General features: G+C 48.4%; 12 protein-coding genes and 7 pseudogenes. 9 read left to right on the forward strand and 10 right to left on the reverse strand.

Translation table 11 applies throughout. The features are described 5' to 3' along the window. Positions 1 to 16: 16 nt before the first annotated feature. The gene (locus CGZ65_RS04610) at positions 17 to 442 is read left to right on the forward strand and encodes a DUF4124 domain-containing protein (protein ID WP_096294993.1); all 426 of its coding nucleotides are present in this window, start codon (positions 17 to 19) and stop codon (positions 440 to 442) included. Between the two features lie 77 nt (positions 443 to 519). On the opposite strand, the gene truB is transcribed toward CGZ65_RS04610, so the two are convergent. Both truB and rbfA read right to left on the reverse strand, forming a co-directional pair. Next, complete coding sequence (truB, locus tag CGZ65_RS04615) at positions 520 to 1,440, reverse strand: tRNA pseudouridine(55) synthase TruB (protein WP_096294994.1); 921 nt, start codon at positions 1,438 to 1,440, stop codon at positions 520 to 522. Between the two features lie 71 nt (positions 1,441 to 1,511). Beyond that, a complete protein-coding gene (rbfA, locus tag CGZ65_RS04620) occupies positions 1,512 to 1,883 on the reverse strand; it encodes a 30S ribosome-binding factor RbfA (protein WP_096296097.1) in 372 nt (123 codons plus the stop codon). 130 nt (positions 1,884 to 2,013) lie between these two features. Here rbfA and CGZ65_RS04625 point away from each other — a divergent pair, with 130 nt between their 5' ends. Both CGZ65_RS04625 and CGZ65_RS04630 read left to right on the forward strand, forming a co-directional pair. Continuing rightward, a complete protein-coding gene (locus tag CGZ65_RS04625) occupies positions 2,014 to 3,054 on the forward strand; it encodes a Gfo/Idh/MocA family oxidoreductase (protein WP_096294995.1) in 1,041 nt (346 codons plus the stop codon). Positions 3,055 to 3,128: 74 nt separating this feature from the next. Beyond that, a pseudogene (locus CGZ65_RS04630) lies at positions 3,129 to 4,346 on the forward strand (MFS transporter). A gap of 120 nt (positions 4,347 to 4,466) precedes the next feature. Here the strand turns inward: CGZ65_RS04630 and recA are convergent. From recA to CGZ65_RS04650, 4 genes and pseudogenes are all read right to left on the reverse strand, one after another. Continuing rightward, positions 4,467 to 5,512 (reverse strand): annotated as a pseudogene (recA, locus tag CGZ65_RS04635) (recombinase RecA). A gap of 301 nt (positions 5,513 to 5,813) precedes the next feature. Beyond that, positions 5,814 to 6,797, reverse strand: a complete 984-nt coding sequence (gene lipA, locus CGZ65_RS04640; RefSeq protein ID WP_096294996.1) for a lipoyl synthase — start codon at positions 6,795 to 6,797, stop codon at positions 5,814 to 5,816. After that, complete coding sequence (gene lipB, locus CGZ65_RS04645) at positions 6,797 to 7,411, reverse strand: lipoyl(octanoyl) transferase LipB (RefSeq protein WP_096294997.1); 615 nt, start codon at positions 7,409 to 7,411, stop codon at positions 6,797 to 6,799. The genes lipA and lipB overlap by 1 nt, the downstream gene beginning before the upstream one ends. Before the next feature lies 1 nt (position 7,412). Next, a pseudogene (locus CGZ65_RS04650) lies at positions 7,413 to 7,699 on the reverse strand (YbeD family protein). A gap of 234 nt (positions 7,700 to 7,933) precedes the next feature. Between CGZ65_RS04650 and lon the strand changes: the two are divergent. The 4 genes and pseudogenes from lon to CGZ65_RS04670 all read left to right on the forward strand — a co-directional run bounded on the left by lon (position 7,934) and on the right by CGZ65_RS04670 (position 12,640). Continuing rightward, positions 7,934 to 10,386 (forward strand): annotated as a pseudogene (lon, locus tag CGZ65_RS04655) (endopeptidase La). 186 nt (positions 10,387 to 10,572) lie between these two features. Continuing rightward, positions 10,573 to 10,842 (forward strand): HU family DNA-binding protein, encoded by a 270-nt coding sequence (locus CGZ65_RS04660; RefSeq protein WP_066078839.1) that lies wholly within the window; start codon positions 10,573 to 10,575, stop codon positions 10,840 to 10,842. Positions 10,843 to 11,137: 295 nt separating this feature from the next. Beyond that, a pseudogene (locus CGZ65_RS04665) lies at positions 11,138 to 11,748 on the forward strand (riboflavin synthase subunit alpha). Positions 11,749 to 11,773: 25 nt separating this feature from the next. Then, complete coding sequence (locus CGZ65_RS04670; RefSeq protein WP_096294998.1) at positions 11,774 to 12,640, forward strand: ATP-binding protein; 867 nt, start codon at positions 11,774 to 11,776, stop codon at positions 12,638 to 12,640. A gap of 46 nt (positions 12,641 to 12,686) precedes the next feature. On the opposite strand, the gene CGZ65_RS04675 is transcribed toward CGZ65_RS04670, so the two are convergent. The 3 genes and pseudogenes from CGZ65_RS04675 to CGZ65_RS04685 all read right to left on the reverse strand — a co-directional run bounded on the left by CGZ65_RS04675 (position 12,687) and on the right by CGZ65_RS04685 (position 17,212). After that, positions 12,687 to 13,058, reverse strand: coding sequence for a Spy/CpxP family protein refolding chaperone (locus tag CGZ65_RS04675; protein WP_096294999.1), 372 nt, complete (start codon positions 13,056 to 13,058; stop codon positions 12,687 to 12,689). A gap of 236 nt (positions 13,059 to 13,294) precedes the next feature. Further along, positions 13,295 to 13,944, reverse strand: a pseudogene (locus CGZ65_RS04680) (IS1595 family transposase). 86 nt (positions 13,945 to 14,030) lie between these two features. Next, positions 14,031 to 17,212, reverse strand: a pseudogene (locus tag CGZ65_RS04685) (DNA translocase FtsK). Positions 17,213 to 17,361: 149 nt separating this feature from the next. Here CGZ65_RS04685 and CGZ65_RS04690 point away from each other — a divergent pair. Continuing rightward, the gene (locus CGZ65_RS04690; protein WP_096295000.1) at positions 17,362 to 18,039 is read left to right on the forward strand and encodes an energy-coupling factor ABC transporter permease; all 678 of its coding nucleotides are present in this window, start codon (positions 17,362 to 17,364) and stop codon (positions 18,037 to 18,039) included. 24 nt (positions 18,040 to 18,063) lie between these two features. Then, positions 18,064 to 18,435 carry a fluoride efflux transporter CrcB gene (gene crcB, locus CGZ65_RS04695; RefSeq protein ID WP_096295001.1) on the forward strand — a complete coding sequence of 124 codons (372 nt, stop codon included), beginning with the start codon at positions 18,064 to 18,066 and terminating at the stop codon, positions 18,433 to 18,435. A 29-nt stretch (positions 18,436 to 18,464) separates the two neighbouring features. Here the strand turns inward: crcB and CGZ65_RS04700 are convergent, their stop codons facing one another. Continuing rightward, positions 18,465 to 19,094: an NAD(P)H-hydrate epimerase gene (locus CGZ65_RS04700; RefSeq protein ID WP_096295002.1), complete on the reverse strand. Its 630-nt coding sequence runs from the start codon at positions 19,092 to 19,094 to the stop codon at positions 18,465 to 18,467. Positions 19,095 to 19,689 lie beyond the last annotated feature (595 nt).

Below are 19,689 nucleotides of genomic sequence, written 5' to 3' on the forward strand. Positions count from 1 at the left end.
AAACCGGATGAATCACATGAAAAAAACCGTTTTACTCGCCTTGGCCTTGCTCGTTTCGACCGCCCAAGCCGCAACCATTTACGAATGCTCCGACCGCTCAGGCCGCAAGGTCTATAGCCAAGACGGCGGCAAAAACTGCAAAGCCAGCAATATCGGCCGCCCATCGGTGTATACTTCGGCACCCGTTTATCAAACTGCGGCGCCGGTCGCCATCAGCGAAAGCACGCCGCAAGCAAACACATCTGCCGATTTGGAAGCGGCGCAACGCGAATTGCAGCAGGCGCAGCACGCTTTGGAAGAAGGCAAGAAAGTGCGCTTGGGCAATGAACGCAATTACGCCAAATATTTAGAGCGCGTGCAGGGCTTGGAAAACAATGTCAAAGCCGCGCAAGACAAGGTTCACGCCGCCGAGCGTGGGGAATCGCAACAATTATTGCGTTGATTTTGATTGAATAGAAAATTTGATTGAATAGAAAAAAGGCCGTCTGAAAAAATTTTTTCAGACGGCCTTTTGTGTTTTTATTCGCTTGTATTCGCCGTATTCATCAAACGCAAGGCTTTCAGACGGCCTATGTCTTGTTGATACTCAACCAAACCGATAAATTCGCCTTGTTGGCTGTACACACGAATCGGTTGTTCATGCGCAATGTTTTCGGTGAACTGCGGGCGTTGGCCGAATTTCAACATTTCTACGGCGTGGTCATTGAGTGTGATCTTCGGCAAATGCTGCACCAGCACATCGCAAGGCAGTAAGAGCGCGTCGCGTTCGGCTTCGCTTAAGTCTGCCAATTGTTCCAGCGTGTGGCTTTGTGCGATGGTGAAACCGGCGGTTTCGGTGCGGCGCAGGGCGGTCAGGTGGGCGAAAGTGCCGATGTGTTTGGCGATGTCTTCGCTGAGGGTACGGATGTAAGTGCCTTTGCTGCAACGTACGTCAATCACGGCTTTGGGTGCGGCAAATTCTTGAATGTCAATCGAGTAAATGGTGATGTCGCGCGGTTTGCGCTCAATCACAATGCCTTTGCGCGCGTATTCGTAAAGCGGTTTGCCTTCGTGTTTCAAAGCGGAAAACATCGGCGGTACTTGGCGGATAGGGCCGGTCAGCGCGGTACAGGCCGTCTGAAATTCTTGTAGGGAAATATCAGCGCGGGCGGTGTCGATGATTTCGCCTTCGGCATCGCCGGTGGTGCTGGCTTCGCCCAGTTTCAGGGTGGCGGTGTAGGCTTTATCGGCATCAAGCAGATATTGCGCGAACTTGGCCGCTTCGCCGAAGCACACGGGCAAAAGGCCGGTGGCTAAGGGGTCGAGCACACCGGTGTGGCCGGCTTTTTCGGCGCGGTATAGACGGCGCGCTTTTTGCAGGGCGGTGTTGCTGCTCAAGCCTTCGGGTTTGTCGAGTAATAAAACGCCGTTAACAGGGCGTTTGCTGGGTTTGGTATTCATGGGATTTTAACTGTAAAAGACCGTCTGAAAGCCGGTTAAATGCTTTTCAGACGGCCTTTATTATGGATGGTTTAATCTTCTACCGGCTTTTCCGCCGCCACTTGGTCAATCAGGCTGGAAATGCTCATGCCGCGTTCTAAAGATTCGTCGTATTTGAAATGCAGCTCGGGAATTTTGAAGAGCTTGATGCGCTTGGCCAATTCGCTGCGCAAATGGCCTTTGGCATGCTCGAGCGCTTCTTCGGTGATTTCGCGGGTGCTGTCGTCCAATACGGTGTAAAACACGGTAGCGTGGCTGTAATCGCGGGTGACTTCGACTTCGTTGATGGTGATGAAACCGGCGCGCGGGTCTTTCAAATCGGTGCGGACGAGTTCGGCCAGTTCGCGCATGATTTGTTCACGAACCCGGTCTTGGCGGGCATAGCCGCGTTGTGGTTTTCGCATAATGTGTCCTTTCTGATGGCCGTCTGAGCTGGCTTGGGCATGGATCTTGTCAATCAAGCATATAGCCTGTTTCATTAATGCGCTATTATAGCGGATATTCTGTGATTAGGCCGTCTGAAAAGGAAATCGAATGAAAAAAATCAACATCGGCTTGGCCGGATTCGGTATGTCGGCACAAGTGTTTCATCTGCCGTTTTGGCGTGCGGACGGTCGTTTTGAGGTGGTGAAGGTATTTGAACGCAGCAGCGACAAGGCGAAAAGTGTGTTGCCGGAAGCGGAAATTGTGCGCAGTTTTGATAGTTTGCTTACTGACGACGTGGATTTAATCGTGATTACCACGCCAAACCAAACGCATTTTGAGTTGGGCAAAGCAGCCTTATCGGCGGGTAAGCATGTGGTGGTGGAAAAGCCGCTGTGTGCCACGGCGGAAGAAGCGTTAATCTTGGCCGATTTGGCTGATAAGCAGGGCGTGTTGTTGACGGTTTATCAAAACCGGCGTTGGGACAGTGCGCCGCTTACGGCGAAAAAGCTGCTTTCAGACGGCCTGTTGGGCGAGATTGTCGATGCGGAATTTCGTTTTGAACGTTATGCGGTAGGTTTAAATAAAAAACGCTGGAAGGAAACGGGCGGCGCAGGCGTGGGCTTGGTGTATGATTTGGGCTCGCATTTATTGGATATGGCGGTGGATTTATTGGGTATGCCGTCTGAAATTTATGCAGATATCCGCCATCAGCACGAGGGCGCGTTGAGCGACGATAATTTCGACATCGCGCTGTATTATTCAGACGGCCTGAAAGTTTCGCTTATCGGCACCAAATATGCCCGCGAGCCGTTGCCGTTTATGACGCTGCACGGTAAAAAAGGTTCGTACATCAAACAGGATGCGGACAATCAGGAAGCCTTGCTGGTCAGCGGTATGTTGCCTGAGGGTGATTGGAATGTGGAAACACCGCAAGAATGGGGCGTGTTGCACACGGAAATTGACGGCCAAGTCATGCGCCAAACCATACCGGGCGAACGCGGCGATTATGGTGCGTTTTATCGGAATCTTTATGCTGCCTTCACTGAAGGCGGGCCTTTGGCAGTCAATGTACGGCAAGTGGCGCAGGTGTTGGGCTTGATTGAAAAAGCTTATGAAAGCGCTCAGACAGGCAGACGGATTAAGGTTTAATGAAGTCATGAATACCGTCTGAATATTGGTTTCAGACGGCTTTGTTTATGTATTACTACCCATTAAAAGAAAATATGCAGACAGAGACTCATCAAACGAAATTATTGTGGCTGATTGCGTTTGCAGCGGCGGCGGTGCTGATGATTACCATGGGCATCAGGATGTCGCTCGGTTTGTTTGTGCAGCCGATGGTAAATTCCACGACGTTGAGTATTGCCGGTATCAGTTTTGCGATGGCGATGTGCCAATTGATGTGGGGCGTGATGCAGCCGCTGTCGGGCGTATTGGCGGATCGTTTCGGTGCGTGGCCGGTGTTGTTGCGGGGGACGGTTATTCTGGCTATTGGCTGTGTGCTAATACCGTCGCTTACCACCACTTGGGGTTTGACCTTTAAACATGGGCATAATGTTGGCGATGGGTGCCGGTGCGGGCAGCCATTCGATTTTGATGAGCCAAGTTTCCAATAAGCTGCCGCCATCAATGCGCGGTACGGCTTCGGGCGTGGTCAATGCAGGCGGTTCGTTCGGCTAATTTTTGTTTTCGCCGGTGTTGCAAGGACTGATTTTTTTACCTGCCATCGGTTGGCGCGGTGCCATGTATGTTTCGGCGCTGGTGAGTTTGCTAATTATTCCGATTGCACGTTGGCTGACACGCAGGGAATCGGGAGTGGTGGCTGTTCAGACGGCCTCGAATGTGCCATCTGAACAGACTTTAAAACAAGCCGTTTCCCAGGCATTTAAAGACCGCAGCTATATTTTGTTGCATCTGGGCTTTTTTACCTGCGGCTTTCACATTGCTTTTTTTGTGATGCATTTGCCGACTGAAGTGGCTTTGTGGTTTGCCGCCGACGGTGGCTTCGTGGTCGCTGGCGATTATCGGCCTCGCCAATTTGCTTGGCAGCAGGCTGGTGTGTGGGCAAATTCCGCAGTAAATATATTTTATTTTGGATGTATGGTTCGCGTGCATTGCTGATTTTGGTTTACTTGATGCTGCCGCGCACCGACTGGACGTTTTACCTATTCGCCTTCGGACTGGGTTTGACGCGGTTAGCCACTGTGCCGCCGACTGCCGCGATTACCGGTAAATTGTTCGGTTTGCGTTATTTGGCTACTTTATTCGGTTTAACTTTGTTGTCCCATCAAATTGGTGGTTTTCTGGGCGTGTATTTGGGTGGGGTTGCGTTTACGGCTTTGGGTGATTACAGCTGGATGTGGTACGCTGATGTGGCGTTTGCCGCTGTGGCTGCTCTGTTGAATTTACCAATTCGTGAGGAGAAAATGCCCAAGCTTTAAGCTGGAGGATATTTATTTTGAGATGGCATTGGTATCCAAAAGCCAACCAAAATAAAAAGAGCAGGTGTCAAACCTGCTCTTTTTTTAATGAGGCATTAAGCCTACGTTGTTGTTACGGTTTTACTCTTCAGGGCGTTCGCCATCGGTATCGTCGATTTTACCTTCGGTGATGTCGATGTTGATGCCGACTGCTGCGCGGATTTTGGCATCGATTTCGTTGGCGACCTCCAGATTTTCTTTCAGCCACAGGCGTACGTTGTCTTTGCCTTGGCCGATTTTCGCACCGTTGTAGCTGTACCATGCGCCGGATTTTTCAACGATGTCGTATTTCACGCCGATATCGATCAATTCACCTTCCCAGCTCACGCCTTCGCCATACAGAATATCAAATTCGGCTTGACGGAATGGGGGGCCACTTTGTTTTTAATCACTTTGACTTTGGTTTCGTTACCAATCACATCGTCGCCTTTTTTGATTTGGCCGGTACGGCGGATATCCAAGCGGACGGAAGCATAGAATTTCAGTGCGTTACCGCCGGTGGTGGTTTCCGGGCTGCCGAACATCACGCCGATTTTCATGCGGATTTGGTTAATGAATACCACTAAAGTGTTGGTGCGTTTGATGTGGCCGGTCAGTTTACGCAAAGCTTGGCTCATTAAGCGCGCTTGTAAACCAACATGGCTGTCGCCCATTTCGCCTTCGATTTCGGCTTTCGGCACCAATGCGGCTACCGAGTCAACCACTACCATGTCCACACCGCCGGAGCGTACCAAGGTGTCACAGATTTCCAAGGCCTGTTCGCCGGTATCCGGTTGGGAAAGGTACAACTCTTCTACTTTCACTCCCAATTTGCGCGCATAAATCGGGTCGAATGCATGCTCGGCATCGATGAACGCGCACACACCACCTGATTTTTGGCATTGCGCAATTGCTTCCAAACATAAAGTGGTTTTACCTGATGATTCCGGGCCGAAGATTTCGACCACGCGCCCGCGCGGCAAACCGCCTACCCCCAAAGCCAAGTCCAAGCCGAGCGAGCCGGTTGAGATTACTTCTAAGTTTTCTTCCTGATGACTGCCGTCCATCTTCATGATGGAGCCCTTACCGAAGTTTTTTTCGATTTGGGCTAAGGCAGCGGCAAGGGCTTTGCTTTTTTCATCTGACATAATGGTGCTTTCTGTAAGTGTTGTCACGGATTTTCTAAGAATTTATTTAGCTATTATCGCATAAATTAAGAAAAAGTATAGTTTTATTTTGTTTTAATTTTCAAAAGGTCTGAATGATGTTTGAAATGTGCCATTACTTCCTATTAAAACAGGTTGTTAGGAAAATAAAGTATATGGCACTTTTATGCATATTTTGCTTGAAGTATAGCATAAAAGCTTTTTAAAGCTTTATCGACCAATAATAGAAAATGAAAAATCATGCCGTCTGAAAAGTTCAGACGGCATGACAAAAGTGTTTGACTTAGTGGCTGCAACCACTTCCGTGGCTTTCGCGTAGCGCTTCGGCAGCTTGTTCGTCGGCATGGTAGCTGGAGCGAACCATCGCGCCGATAGCAGCGTTGCTAAAGCCCAATTCATACGCTTCTTTTTCAAAGATTTTGAATTGTTCAGGCGTGACATAGCGTAATACCGGCAAATGGCCGTCTGAAGGTTGCAGATATTGGCCGATGGTAATCATCTCGATGTTGTGGGCACGCATATCGCGCATGATTTCGCGCACGTCTTCATCGGTTTCGCCTAAGCCGACCATGATGCCGGATTTGGTCGGAATGTGCGGCATCATTTCTTTATAACGGCGCAATAAATCCAATGAGTGTTGGTAGTTGGCGCCCGGGCGGGCTTTTTTATACAGGCTCGGATGGGTTTCCAAATTGTGGTTCATCACATCCGGAGGGGTTTCAGCCAAAATTTTTAGGGCAATGTCCAAGCGGCCGCGGAAGTCAGGCACAAGGATTTCGATTTTGGTGTTCGGGCTGCGCTCGCGGATGGCTTTAATACAATCGGCAAAGTGTTGCGCACCGCCGTCACGCAGATCATCGCGGTCAACGGAAGTAATCACCACATAACGTAAGTTCATCGCGGCAACAGATTCGGCGAGATTTTGCGGTTCATCTGGATCTAACATGTTGGGACGGCCGTGACCCACGTCGCAAAACGGGCAGCGGCGGGTACAAATATCCCCCATAATCATGAAGGTGGCCGTGCCTTTGCTGAAGCATTCGCCGATGTTCGGGCAAGATGCTTCCTCACACACCGTGTGCATTTTTTGTTCACGCAAAATATCTTTGATTTCAAAGAATTTTTTAGAAGGTAATTTGGCACGAATCCATTCCGGCTTTTTCAATTTTTCCTGTAGCGGTACCACTTTAATCGGAATGCGGGCGGTTTTGTCGGCACCGCGCAATTTTACGCCGCGTTTGGGGTGGTCAATTTTAATTTCGCTCATCATGATTCTTTCGAGTTCAGTTGCGTATTCAGATGGCCGGTCAGCTTATCGGCCACTTGCGCAAGCGTTGGACACGGATTGATGAAATCCGCGATTTGGGTCATTTCCATACCGGCATAGCCGCAAGGATTGATGTGGCTAAACGGGCTTAAGTCCATATTTACATTCAAAGCCAAGCCGTGATACACCGATCCGTTTTTGATGCGCAGGCCGAGCGAGGCGATTTTACGTGTGCCAACATATACGCCGGGGCGTTTCGGGTCGGCAGCGGCTTCAATGCTGTATTCGGCCAATGTGGCGATGATGCTGTTTTCGAGTGCAGAAATGATGCGGCGCACGCTGGTTTTGCGGCGCTTGAAGTCAATCATGGTGTAAATCACCAATTGGCCGGGGCCGTGATAAGTGATTTGGCCGCCGCGGTCGATTTGAACTACGGGAATATTGTCGCGAATCAGCAAATGCTCGGGCTTGCCGGCCAAACCTTGGGTAAACACCGGAGGATGCTCCACCACCCATAATTCGTCTTCAGTATGTTCGTCGCGATTGGCATTGAAGGCTTTCATCGCTTCGAATGTCGGCTGATATTCTACCAAGCCTTTCTGCACGATTTTCATCTTAGTAAACCACTTTCACCATTTCGTGCGAAGTCAGGATGCGGTAGATATTGTCAAGCTGCGCTTTGCTGGTGGCTTCAATTTTTATAGTGGCGCCGGTGTAGTTGCCTTTGCTGCTTGGGCGGGTGGTTACATGCGCTTCGGTGGTATTTGGAGCATGTTCCTGAATCGCAGTCAAATAGAGCTGACAAATTCAGGATGGGTAATGCCCATCACTTTTAACGGGAAGATACACGGAAACTCAAGCAGGGTTTCGGCTTGCTCGGGGGTATGGGTTTGATCAGACATGAGGTATTCCTTAGTTAAGGCCGTCTGAAAGCCGATCAATGCTGTTCAGACGGCCTGATTTTGTGTTCAGGCATATTTTAATGCAAACGCCAAGCCTTGTTAACCTGACTTGTCCTTGCATTTAAAATAGTTATCGGGCAAATATGCGCATTAAGCCGATTTTCAAGTCTTGAAATCCAATCTTTCAGCCCAACTTATGAGACAACTTGATTCAAAACCGCAAGAGATACACATATGTCAGAAGACAACAAATATTTTGAGGAATACAGCACGCTGGCCACTTTGCCGCTGCGTGATGTCGTGGTTTATCCGCATATGGTGCTGCCGCTGTTTGTCGGCCGCCCCAAATCGATTGCTGCGCTGGAAATGGCGATGAGCAACGATGATCCGGTGTTTTTGCTGGCGCAATTGGATCCGAATATCGAAGAGCCCTCTGCCAAAGATTTGCACCGCATGGGTACGGTTGCCCAAGTGTTGCAGGTATTGAAACTGCCGGATGGCACGGTCAAAGTATTGGTAGAGGGCGTGCGCCGTACCCGTGCCCTGACCGTGGAAGACAAAGGCGATTTATTCTTGTCGCACGTTGAAGCCGTGAATGAAAATGAAGACGAAGCCAATCCTGATATGGAAGCGCTGCGCCGTACTTTATTGTCACAATTTGAGCAATACGCCAAATTGAACAAAAAAATTCCGGCCGAAGTGGTGAATACCATTAACGGCATCAGTGAAAACAGCCGCTTGGTAGACACCATTGCCGCGCATTTGCAATTGAAGCTGGAGCAACGTCAAGAAATCTTGGAAACTGCCAGCATTGTTGGCCGCATGGAATTTTTGCTGGGTCAATTAGAAGCCGAACTCGACATCATGCAGGTTGAGAAGCGTATCCGTGGCCGTGTGAAGCGCCAAATGGAAAAATCGCAGCGTGAGTATTATCTGAATGAGCAAGTCAAAGCCATTCAGAAAGAATTGGGTGAAGAAGACGAGCGCGGCGAACTGGATGCGCTGGAAGCCAAAATCAAAGCAGCCGGCATGAGCAAAGAAGCGCAAGAAAAAGCTTTGAGCGAATTGAAAAAGCTGAAAATGATGCCGCCAATGTCGGCCGAATCGACTGTGGTACGCAATTACATCGATACGTTGCTGGATTTGCCGTGGAAGAAAAAAACGCGCGTAATCAAAGATATTGCCAAAGCAGATTTGGTATTGAATGCCGACCATTTCGGTTTGGAAAAAGTTAAAGAGCGTATTTTGGAATACTTAGCGGTGCAAAAACGCAGCGACAAACTGAAGGGCCGATTCTGTGTTTGGTCGGTCCGCCGGGCGTAGGTAAAACTTCGTTGGGCCAATCGATTGCCAAAGCCACAGGCCGCAAATATGTGCGCATGGCTTTGGGTGGCGTGAAAGATGAAAGCGAAATCCGTGGCCACCGCCGTACCTATATCGGTTCGATGCCGGGAAAAATCATTCAAAGCATGATTAAAGCAGAAGTGAAAAATCCGTTGTTCTTGCTTGATGAAATCGACAAATTGGGCAATGATTTCCGCGGTGATCCGGCTTCGGCTTTGTTGGAAGTACTCGATCCGGAGCAAAACAACGCGTTTTCTGATCACTTCGTCGAAGTGGATTACGATTTGAGCGATGTTCTGTTTATCGCCACCTCCAACAGCATGAATATTCCACCGGCCTTGCTCGACCGCATGGAAATCATCCGCCTGTCAGGTTACACCGAAGATGAAAAAGTCAGCATCGCAATGCAGTATTTGGTGCCGAAGCAAATGGAACGCAACGGCGTGCGTGATGGTGAAATGGTGATTGAAGAATCTGCCGTACGCGATATCGTGCGTTATTACACACGTGAGGCCGGTGTGCGCTCGCTTGACCGCGAAATTGCTAAAATCTGCCGCAAAGTGGTGATGGCGGTGCAACTGAAAGAAGATGCACAAAAAGCCAAAACCCGCAAAACCAAACTGAAAGCGATTGTGGTAAATGCCGATAATCTGCATGATTATCTGGGTGTGCGTCGCTTTGATTTCGGTGTGGCTGAGAATGAAAACCGTGTGGGTCAGGTAACCGGTTTGGCGTGGACGGAAGTTGGCGGCGAATTATTGACCGTAGAAGCCGTGGCTTTGCCGGGTAAAGGCAACATTCAATCGACCGGCCAATTGGGCGATGTGATGAAGGAGTCGGTGACTGCGGCTTGGTCGGTATTGCGTTCACGTGCCGAATCAGTCGGTTTGGCGCCGAACTTCTACGAGAAGCAAGATATGCACGTGCATGTACCGGAAGGTGCTACGCCGAAAGACGGCCCGAGCGCAGGTATTGCCATGACTTTGGCGATGGTTTCTGCGTTTACCGGCATTCCGGTGCGCGCTGATGTGGCGATGACGGGCGAGATTACCTTGCGCGGCGAAGTATTGCCGATTGGCGGTTTGAAAGAGAAACTGCTGGCGGCATTGCGCGGCGGTATCAAGCATGTGTTGATTCCGAAAGACAACGTTAAAGGCTTGGAAGAAATTCCGGAAAATGTGAAAACCGGTTTGGAAATCCATCCTGTGAAATGGATTGACGAAGTATTGGCTTTAGGTTTGGAATATCAGCCGCAGCCTTGGCAAGCACCGTTGGAAAGCGTGGAAACCTTGGCCGAAAGCCCGAAAATCAAGCCGTCAAGAGCCAAAGCGACAAAACACTGATTTGGTGTAAATGTGTTGTAAAAGGATACGGGTTTGCTTGCAAAGCCTGAAAAATAAAGCAATTCCGTATCTTTTCGCTTGACATGGTAATTTCAGAATTGCTATAAAGCACACAGGTACTCAAAAGTACGAAAAGCCCGAATCATCGGGTTCTCCATTATTTTCAACGATAGGAAGGGACTGATTGTGAACAAGTCTGAATTAATCGAAGCGATTGCTCAAGAAGCTGGTATTTCAAAAGCGGCTGCCCAAAAAGCATTGGATGCGACTACTAATGCCGTAACCGAAGCGCTGAAAAAAGGTGACACTGTCACTTTAGTAGGTTTTGGTACTTTCTACGTTGGCGAACGTGCCGAGCGTCAAGGCCGCAACCCTAAAACTGGTGAGCCTTTGACCATTGCTGCTGCTAAAACTCCTAAATTCCGTGCCGGTAAAGCATTGAAAGACGCACTGTAATCCTTCACCCGGCCTAGTGATAAAAACCGAATCAGATGATTCGGTTTTTTGTTTGGATAAATATGATCCAGTCACGAGCCGTCTGAAAAATAGAGACCTTCGCAAAACTCATGAACACCAATAAACCCTACAGGCCGTCATTCCCGTCTGCGCGGGAATAACGTTGATTTTGTATGCGTGGGCTTTTAAAGAGGTTTTGCAGAGGTCTCAGGCCGTCTGAAAAATACACATGCTTTCAGACGGCCTATTGAATTTTGCGTTACAATTCTATTAATCAAAAAGACAAGGCATTAAAATGTTTACAGGTATTGTACAAGGCATGGGGCGCATTGTTGCCGTGAACCAACTATCGCCCGATTTCCGTACCCATATTGTCGAGCTGCCGCCCGGTATGGCTGATAATCTGCAAATCGGCGCATCCGTTGCCAACAATGGCTGCTGCTTGACCATTAGCGGAATTGATACCAATCAAGTCAGCTTTGATTTGATGAACGAAACCTTAGCCAAAACCAATTTAGACCGTCTGGAAGCAGGGATTGGGTCAATTTGGAGCGGGCTGCTAAATTTGGCGACGAGATAGGCGGTCATGTGATGAGTGGCCATGTGATGGCCACCACCACGATTACGCGTATTGAAGAAAACGAATTCAACCGCACGCTTTGGTTTCGCCTTCCTGCGGATTTGAAGCCTTACATCCTAACTAAAGGCTTTGTCGGCTTGGATGGTTGCAGCCTCACCATTGGTGAAGTGACCGATGATGAATTCAATGTACACCTGATTCCCGAAACCTTACAGCGCACTTTATTCGGTGCCCGCCAAGTCGGTGATGAAATCAATATTGAAATCGATCCGCAAACACAAGCCATTGTCGATACCGTTTTACGTGTGATGGCGCAAAATAAATGACAGGCCGTCTGAAAAGAAAAACACTATGGAACTAGCTGAATTTTTAAAAAAAGCCGATGCGGTATTAAGCCGATTGGATTTGATTTTACCGTCAGAGCAAGCTGCTATTGATTGGAACGCATTGGCTTATCGTTGGCAAAGTGTGGGGCGCAAAGGTGTTTTGGAAAGTCTGCCCAATCCGCACACTTTCCCGCTTAGTCGCTTGGCAGCAGTCGGCTCGCAAACCGAGCGTTTGATTCGCAATACCGAACAGTTTTTAGCAGGCCGTCCGGCGAATAATGTGTTGCTGACCGGTTCGCGTGGCACGGGTAAATCATCGTTGGTAAAGGCGTTGCTGCATGAATACGCCGATCAAGGCTTACGTTTGGTTGAGGTGGATAAAAGTGATTTGATAACGTTGCCGGCATTGTTGCCGCTTTTGGCCGGACATGATGAAAAATTCATTATTTTCTGTGACGATTTGTCGTTTGAAACTGGTGATGAAACCTACAAAGCATTAAAAACCACCTTAGACGGTGGCTTGTCGCAACGTTGTAGTAATGTGTTGGTATACGCCACGTCTAACCGTCGCCATTTAATGCCCGAATACATGGATGAAAACGGCGGTACCACCGGCATTCGCGGTGAAATCCATCAAAAAGAAGCTGTAGAAGAAAAAGTCTCTTTATCGGATCGCTTCGGTTTGTGGTTGAGCTTTTATCCGTTTGACCAAAATGATTATTTGCAGGCGGTGGAAAATTGGTTGGGCAACTTTGGCGTGCCATACGATGAAACAGCTAGAAAAGCCGCTTTATTGTGGGCGCAAATGCGCAGCAACCGCTCAGGCCGATCGGCATGGCAGTTTGCCTGCGATTGGGCAGGGCGCTTGCCTGAACAGCGTGTAATCGATTAACAAAAGACACTTGAAAAAGTACCTTTTGATTGGGTGCGAAACAATATTAACGTAAACAGGTATTCATCCAAACTTCACGTTGGACCGGACTTAGCAGATGATAAATTCGGTGTTGGATTGCCAATTCGTCAACAGCAAAATCCATACGCGACAGATAGCGGCTTTCAACATAATCACGTGCATTATTTTGATCAAAATTAGGATTGATCAAAATCTTCATAATATTACGGCGGCGTGTGCGGTCGGTACGCTGTTCTTTTTTATAGGCTTTGTCGGCAGCGACTTTATAATCGGAACGAATACGGCGCAGCGCAGAGTGTTGCTCTTGGGTCAGATTTAATTGGCGGAAATTGCAATTGGGATGGAAATCATCCAATTGTGAAGAATGGGGTGCGGCATAAATGACATTGCTCCACATTAATAAGGCTGCAAACGATAAAACCTGAAATACAAGAGAGGATTTCAACACAACACACACAGCATTTTCCTAATTTTGAATACATATGCAATATAACGGAGATGCATGTCAAAGGCGGTTTATACATGTTAATTTTGGTTGGATTATGGCTAATTATAAATTAACAAACATCAATGTATGCTTTATTTTCAGTAAGTTATAAATCATGTAATTATTTTTGGGGCTGTACTAGATAACTAGAATAAATTCTGCTTTACTAATTGTTTTAAAATAGAACAAGAGACTTTATCTCACTGTGGTTAAAACGCCATTCACATTCCTTCAAATACAGCTCAAAATGCTCTTTGGGAATGCCGTTAAACTTACGTAAGCGGCGTTTTGCCTGATTCCAAAAGTTCTCAATTCCGTTGATGTGATTTTGCCGATCAGCAAAGTGAGTGCTGTGATTGGTGCGAAAGTGGCTAAACTCACTCACATCAAGTACGTCATAGCTTTTGTAACAATCAGTGTAAACAATACTGTCAGGCTTTACTTGCTCACGTATTACCGGCAATAAAGTGGCAGTTTGTGTATTGGGCACAGCAACGGTGTAAACCTTGCCGTTGCGCTTCAGAAGCCCGAATACAGCGACTTTGCCGGCTGCACCGCGACCACGTTTGCCTTTGCGCTGTCCGCCAAAACAGCTTTCATCAACTTCTACTCCGCCATCAGACATTTCCGGATGCGGGCTGTTATGGAAAATCAGTACGCGCAAACGATGAAAGTAACAGGCTGCCGTGTTTTTATTAACACCGGCTAATTGAGCTGCAGTACGGGCAGTAACACCCGCAATAAACAGTTCAATCAGTTTGTTTTGCTTGTACTGACTTAAACGGCTTCTTCTCATAGGGATTATTCTAACCTGAAATTAGATTTCCCTAATTATCTAGTACAGCCCCTAAGCTAAATACTTTCAGACGGCCTCGATTGAGTTTAGACCTTATCTAAATGGCTGCTGCTTGGCACCAATACGCTGCGGTTGCCGTTGGCTTCTGCCGATGACACAATGCCGTCGGCTTCCATTTGTTCGACCAAGCGTGCGGCGCGGTTGTAGCCGATACGCAATTGACGCTGCACACCGGAAATGCTGGCTTTACGCGTTTTCACCACATAGGCAACGGCTTCGTCATACATCGGGTCTTGATCGTTGTCGCTGCGGCTACCCGTGCCCGGCAAATCTTCGGTCACGCCGCCGCTCAAAATTTCTTCGACATAATCCGGTTCGCCGAATCGTTTCAGGTATTCCACCACGCGGTGTACTTCGTCATCGGAAGCAAACGCGCCGTGTACGCGCTGCGGATAGCTGGTTCCCGGCGGTAAATATAGCATATCGCCTTGCCCCAACAGATTTTCCGCGCCCATTTGATCAAGAATGGTACGGCTGTCGATTTTGCTCGAAACTTGAAACGCAATGCGTGTCGGAATATTGGCTTTAATCAAACCGGTAATCACGTCCACGCTCGGGCGCTGGGTGGCCAAAATCAAATGGATACCCGCAGCACGGGCTTTCTGCGCCAAGCGGGCAATCAATTCTTCGATTTTCTTACCGGCCGTCATCATCAAATCGGCAAACTCATCCACTACCACCACGATAAACGGCAGCTTTTCCAAATACTCCGGATTATTCGGCGTGAGCGTAAACGGATTGACGATTTTCTCGCCTCGCACCGCGGCTTCGGCAATTTTCTGATTGAAGCTGGCCAAATTACGCACTCCGGCATCAGTCATCAGGCGGTAGCGTTTTTCCATTTCATTGACACACCAATTGAGCGCATTGGCAGCCAATTTCATGTCGGTCACCACGGGGCAAGCAGATGGGGAATACCCTCATAAATGCTCAATTCCAGCATTTTCGGGTCAATCATAATCATGCGCACATCTTCCGGCGAGGCTTTAAAGAGCATCGACAGAATCATAGCGTTCACGCCCACCGATTTGCCGGAACCGGTGGTACCGGCCACCAGTAAGTGCGGCGCTTTGGCCAAATCGGTAATGACCGGTTCACCCGTAATGTCTTGCCCTAAGGCCAAAGTCAGCTTGGATTCTGATTCGGTAAACACCGGTGAATTGAAAATTTCACTTAAGCGTATCATTTGGCGGCGCGGGTTCGGTAATTCCAAGCCCATACAGGTTTTACCCGGAATGGTTTCGACCACACGGATAGAAGCCACTCCCAAAGAGCGTGCCAGATCTTTTTCCAGATTAATCACCGCGCTGCCGCGCACGCCGACATCCGGCTCGATTTCGTAGCGCGTAATCACCGGACCGGAATAAGAATCCACCACTTTGACTTTGACTTTAAACTCGGCCAATTTGTCTTCAATGATGATGCCGTTTTCAATTAAGGCTTCTTCGGTTTGAGTGGCAGTCGGATCAAATTGCGGTGGCAACAGCAAATCTACACTCGGTAGATTTATTTCAGACGGCATCGCAGATGATTGATGAGCCACGGACACCGTTTGACTGATGGGATAGTTCGCTTTAGTAGACACAGGCGTTGCCACTTCATTACCTTGTTCAGGCCATTGGGCCTCTTCATGATTCTCACCGTTTACTGACGCGTATTCGTCAAAGCCAGCCGTATCATGCAGGCGTTCAGACGGCATAAGTTCATTTTCAACTGTATGCACACGTTGTTCGAACACGGATACCGTCGCCTCATCCAAGGTCTTCTGAACGGTGGATTTGGGCTCGGTAATGATTTCTTCGGTTTCGCTGATTAAAAAGTCTTGCAGCGAACGCAACGGGCGATTGCTCACGTGCACATTCACCGACACTTCCGGCAGGGTCACAGCAGGCGGTTCTTTAAAAGCGGGGGACTCAGGAATATTCACCGGGACCGGCTCGACTTTAGGCACAACGGGCGGTTCGACAACGGTGGCATTCGGCGCTGGCTGACGTGAAATAAACGCTTCATTGTTTTGGAAGCGCGAGGCTTTGGGTGCCGGTTTGGCAGGTTGCACCACTGCGCTGCTTTTTTCAACCACTACCGAATCAGGAATCACGCTTTCGCGCGTGCGGGTGTCGATGCGCCGAATCGGCTGCATACGGCGGTTCAGAGGAGAAGTGCTTTGCGACAGATTCGCTAAAATTTCATCATCTTGAATAATGGTCGGCTGATAGTCTTGAATCGGTGCCACAGCAGCGGCCAGCCGGCTACGGGCGGCTCTTTGGCGTGCCAGATTCGAATGGATTTTCTCCACATTGATTTCATCCCAACGGCTCGGAATATCTTTCACCGGAATGGTTTCGCGCTCCACCGTGCGTAAGGCATTTTGTGCTGACTCGATACGCGGCGGCTGCGCCGGATTAATGTGGATTTCTTCCACTTGAGCCAATACGCGCTCACGCGTACGGCGTAACGCCGGATCATTCAAATCAATCACTTCTAAATCTTGTCGCGGACGGCGTGAAGGCTGAGGTGAGGCCGTCTGAACCGTTTGAGTTTCTTCGAATGCTTGTTTTTTAATGTTTTTTTGTTCGGCCATTTCCTGTAACACGGCTTCGCTTAACGATCGCGTGGCATCTTCCAAAGTGATTTCTTCAAAAGCCGCTCCCTGCACCTTACGCGGCACATAGTCAGGAATATTGGTTTCTTCAAAAGGTACAATCACGGGGTCAGGCACGGCAGACAAGCGTTTAGACGCACGCGCCGGACGGATAAATTCTTGCGCTTCCTCCAATGGCTGCACAGGTTGATTGACTTTTTGATAGGTGTGTTGTTGAAACTGTCGCGTAAATTCGGTTTCTTCCGCAGCTTGCTCCAATTCAGCCTCGTGATACGACTGATCTGAAAAAGCAGAAGAATCATCAACATACTCTAATTCATTCTGCTCATTATCTGCTGATTTCGCTGTATGACGTTGCGCGGCCAACAGGCGCAAGCGAGCGACGGCTCTGCCGTAGGCAACTTTGGCTTGCTGGCCGAAATTTTGCGCCATTTGTGCTTCTTCAGAATTTTGTGTGTATTGTGCTGCCAATTCGGCCGAGTCATCGCTTTCACCGCTTTCCATGCGGCCAAGCTCCTGCCGCCATTGTTGGTCTTGCTGGTAATGAAACCACAACAATCCGCCGATGGCGCACAACAGAAGGAAAATCAACACCGTCCACAACATAGGAAACCTTAATATCCGATTCAACTACAAAGGCGGTTATTTTATCGTGTTTCCGCATTAAAAAGAATAAGTAAAACCACTATCGGCGCAATATTTTAACGATTCAGCGTATAATAAGGCCGTCTGAAAATATTGAGCGCGTATTTCTTATGATTTTTCAAGCCGAATGGTTTCCGTTTGCTGCTTTTATCACAGCATGGCTTCTCTTGAGTGCCTTGCTTGCTGCAACGGCCAAGCCTGCATTCAAAGCCTTTACCGCGCACCGCTCTGCTGTGACTTTGGCTATTTTGATTTTGACTGCGGCATGGCTTTTGAACGCAACACCTGATGACGGCCAACTTGCAGGTATGAGCTATCATCTGCTGGCAATGAATTTGGTGGCGCTCATGGTCGGCGCACCGGCTGCTTTTTGGCTGGGTGCATTGCTGCTTTTTCCTTATGTGTGTCTGTTTGGCGGTGATTGGCAGGTTTATCCGATCAATGCTTTGGCTTTGTTGCTGCCGCCGCTGGCCATCAATATTTTATTCCGCCGCTTGGTAAATTTATTGCCGGCTAATCTGTTTATTTTTATTTTCGTCAACGGCTTTATCGCCTCGGCCGCCAGTATCTTGTTTACCGGTCTGGTATTGGTCGCCATATTGGATTGGGCGGCGGCTTTTCCGAGCGAAGTATTGTGGCCGACCGCACTGCCTGTTTTTATTTTGATCGCTTGGGCGGAAGCCTTTTTAAGCGGCATTACCACCGCGATTTTTGTGGCTTTACGGCCGCAATGGCTCAACACTTTCGACAACAACCGTTATTTAAAATCAAACAATCAAATTTGGTAACTTCAGACGGCTTTAAGGAACCATATGTCTCCCGCTTCTTTTCTGCCGATTGCCATTGGCGCTGCATTTGGCGCCGGTATCCGCTGGCTTTTCGGCCTTTACTTTGCCCATATTACCACCTCATTTGCTTTCGGCACTTTGGCGGCAAACTGGGTTGGCGCACTTCTTATCGGCATTTGCGCCGAGTTGGTACAGCATCCGCAATGGAAGCTGCTGTTGATTACCGGTTTTCTCGGCAGCTTGACGACATTTTCCAGCTTTTCGCTGGAAATCGTTCAGCTTATGCAGGCAGAGCGTTGGGGAGCCGCTTTTAGCGCAGTGACATTGCATGTTTTCGGCTCTTTTGTGCTAACAGCTTCAGGTATTTGGCTGGCACAAATGTTTAAGGCCGTCTGAACGTCCAGACGGCCTATAGTCAAATCAAATTAATCTATTCCAATCTCCAAACACACTACTTCTCCGCAGAATGCTTGTGCGGTTTCATTCATATGCGCGGGTTTGTATGCGCCGAAAGCGTAAGTGATATCGGCGCAAAAAGTGTGTTCGTCGCATTCTGCCGTATCACCGTTCAAACCGGTTGGCATATCCAAAGCAATTTTAAGGCCGTCTGAAGCATTCAAGGCTTCGCACACTGCAACAATATTTTGCGGCAAACCGTTAAAACCTGTGCCGAATATACCGTCAATCACCACATCATAAGCATTTTTTGTGTTCAGACGGCCTGATAAGCCTTCCTCATTCAAAAAAGTAATGCCTGGCAATCCGTTTAAACGTTGCCGGTTGCGTTCTGATAAATCCGATAATATATTGCCGCAGACCAAGGCAATATCCACTTGCCAACCATGCTGCTGCAAAACGCGTGCGATGACCAAACCATCACCGCCATTATTGCCTTTGCCGCAGACAATCAATACGGTTTGCCGACCGGCGCAATGCTGCAAAATATCCGCCGCAGCGGCTTGTCCTGCGTTTTCCATCAGTTGCTCAAATGATGTGCCTTTATCCACCGCCGCTTGTTCGGCGGCACGCATTTCTTCAGCATTGTAAATTTTCATCTCTGCGTCCGATTCAGAATAATCATCATAAAATTATAGCCCTAACACGGCAAAATAGCTTACCTTTTATATTCTTCATGACAGCAAATAAAAAGGCTGTCGAGACCTTCGCAAAACCCTAACCGGAATCAAAAAGATTGGTTAGGTTGTCAAGTAGATTTTTTTCAATATCGAAATGTCCCACCGTTTCCTATGATCATCCTGAGACCTTTGCAAAACCTCTTTAAAAGTCGGCGGATACAAAACCGACGTCATTCCCGCGCAGGCGGGAATCCATTTTTCAGCATAGCAAGCTATTGAATAAAATAAGGTTCCTAAACGTTGAGATGGATTCCCGCCTGCACGGGAATGACGGTTTAAAGATTTCTAAAAATTTACGAGTTTTGCAAAGGCCTTATCCTATTTAGGGGGCCATCCCCTTCAGGCAACAGCAGGCACACGAAGCCTTTAACAGGTTGATACCAATCGCCTTAAATGATTTTGCGCAGTGACTTTCAATAAAACGAAATGAGCAGTACGGTGACAGCCGAATTTACGGTGTAGGGTGTCAAGGCTCTGTACCGTCACATAACGCGTTTTCGACACCTGCTTATTT

The organism is Neisseria weixii (assembly GCF_002327085.1).
Lineage (GTDB): Bacteria > Pseudomonadota > Gammaproteobacteria > Burkholderiales > Neisseriaceae > Neisseria > Neisseria weixii.

Coding starts and splice junctions, on each gene's coding strand:
- CGZ65_RS04610 (WP_096294993.1), top strand. CDS start 17: ATGAAAAAAACCGTTTTACTCGCCTTGGCCTTGCTCGTTTCGACCGCC.
- truB (WP_096294994.1), bottom strand. CDS start 1,440: ATGAATACCAAACCCAGCAAACGCCCTGTTAACGGCGTTTTATTACTC.
- rbfA (WP_096296097.1), bottom strand. CDS start 1,883: ATGCGAAAACCACAACGCGGCTATGCCCGCCAAGACCGGGTTCGTGAA.
- CGZ65_RS04625 (WP_096294995.1), top strand. CDS start 2,014: ATGAAAAAAATCAACATCGGCTTGGCCGGATTCGGTATGTCGGCACAA.
- lipA (WP_096294996.1), bottom strand. CDS start 6,797: ATGAGCGAAATTAAAATTGACCACCCCAAACGCGGCGTAAAATTGCGC.
- lipB (WP_096294997.1), bottom strand. CDS start 7,411: ATGAAAATCGTGCAGAAAGGCTTGGTAGAATATCAGCCGACATTCGAA.
- CGZ65_RS04670 (WP_096294998.1), top strand. CDS start 11,774: ATGGAACTAGCTGAATTTTTAAAAAAAGCCGATGCGGTATTAAGCCGA.
- CGZ65_RS04675 (WP_096294999.1), bottom strand. CDS start 13,058: ATGTGGAGCAATGTCATTTATGCCGCACCCCATTCTTCACAATTGGAT.
- CGZ65_RS04690 (WP_096295000.1), top strand. CDS start 17,362: ATGATTTTTCAAGCCGAATGGTTTCCGTTTGCTGCTTTTATCACAGCA.
- crcB (WP_096295001.1), top strand. CDS start 18,064: ATGTCTCCCGCTTCTTTTCTGCCGATTGCCATTGGCGCTGCATTTGGC.
- CGZ65_RS04700 (WP_096295002.1), bottom strand. CDS start 19,094: ATGAAAATTTACAATGCTGAAGAAATGCGTGCCGCCGAACAAGCGGCG.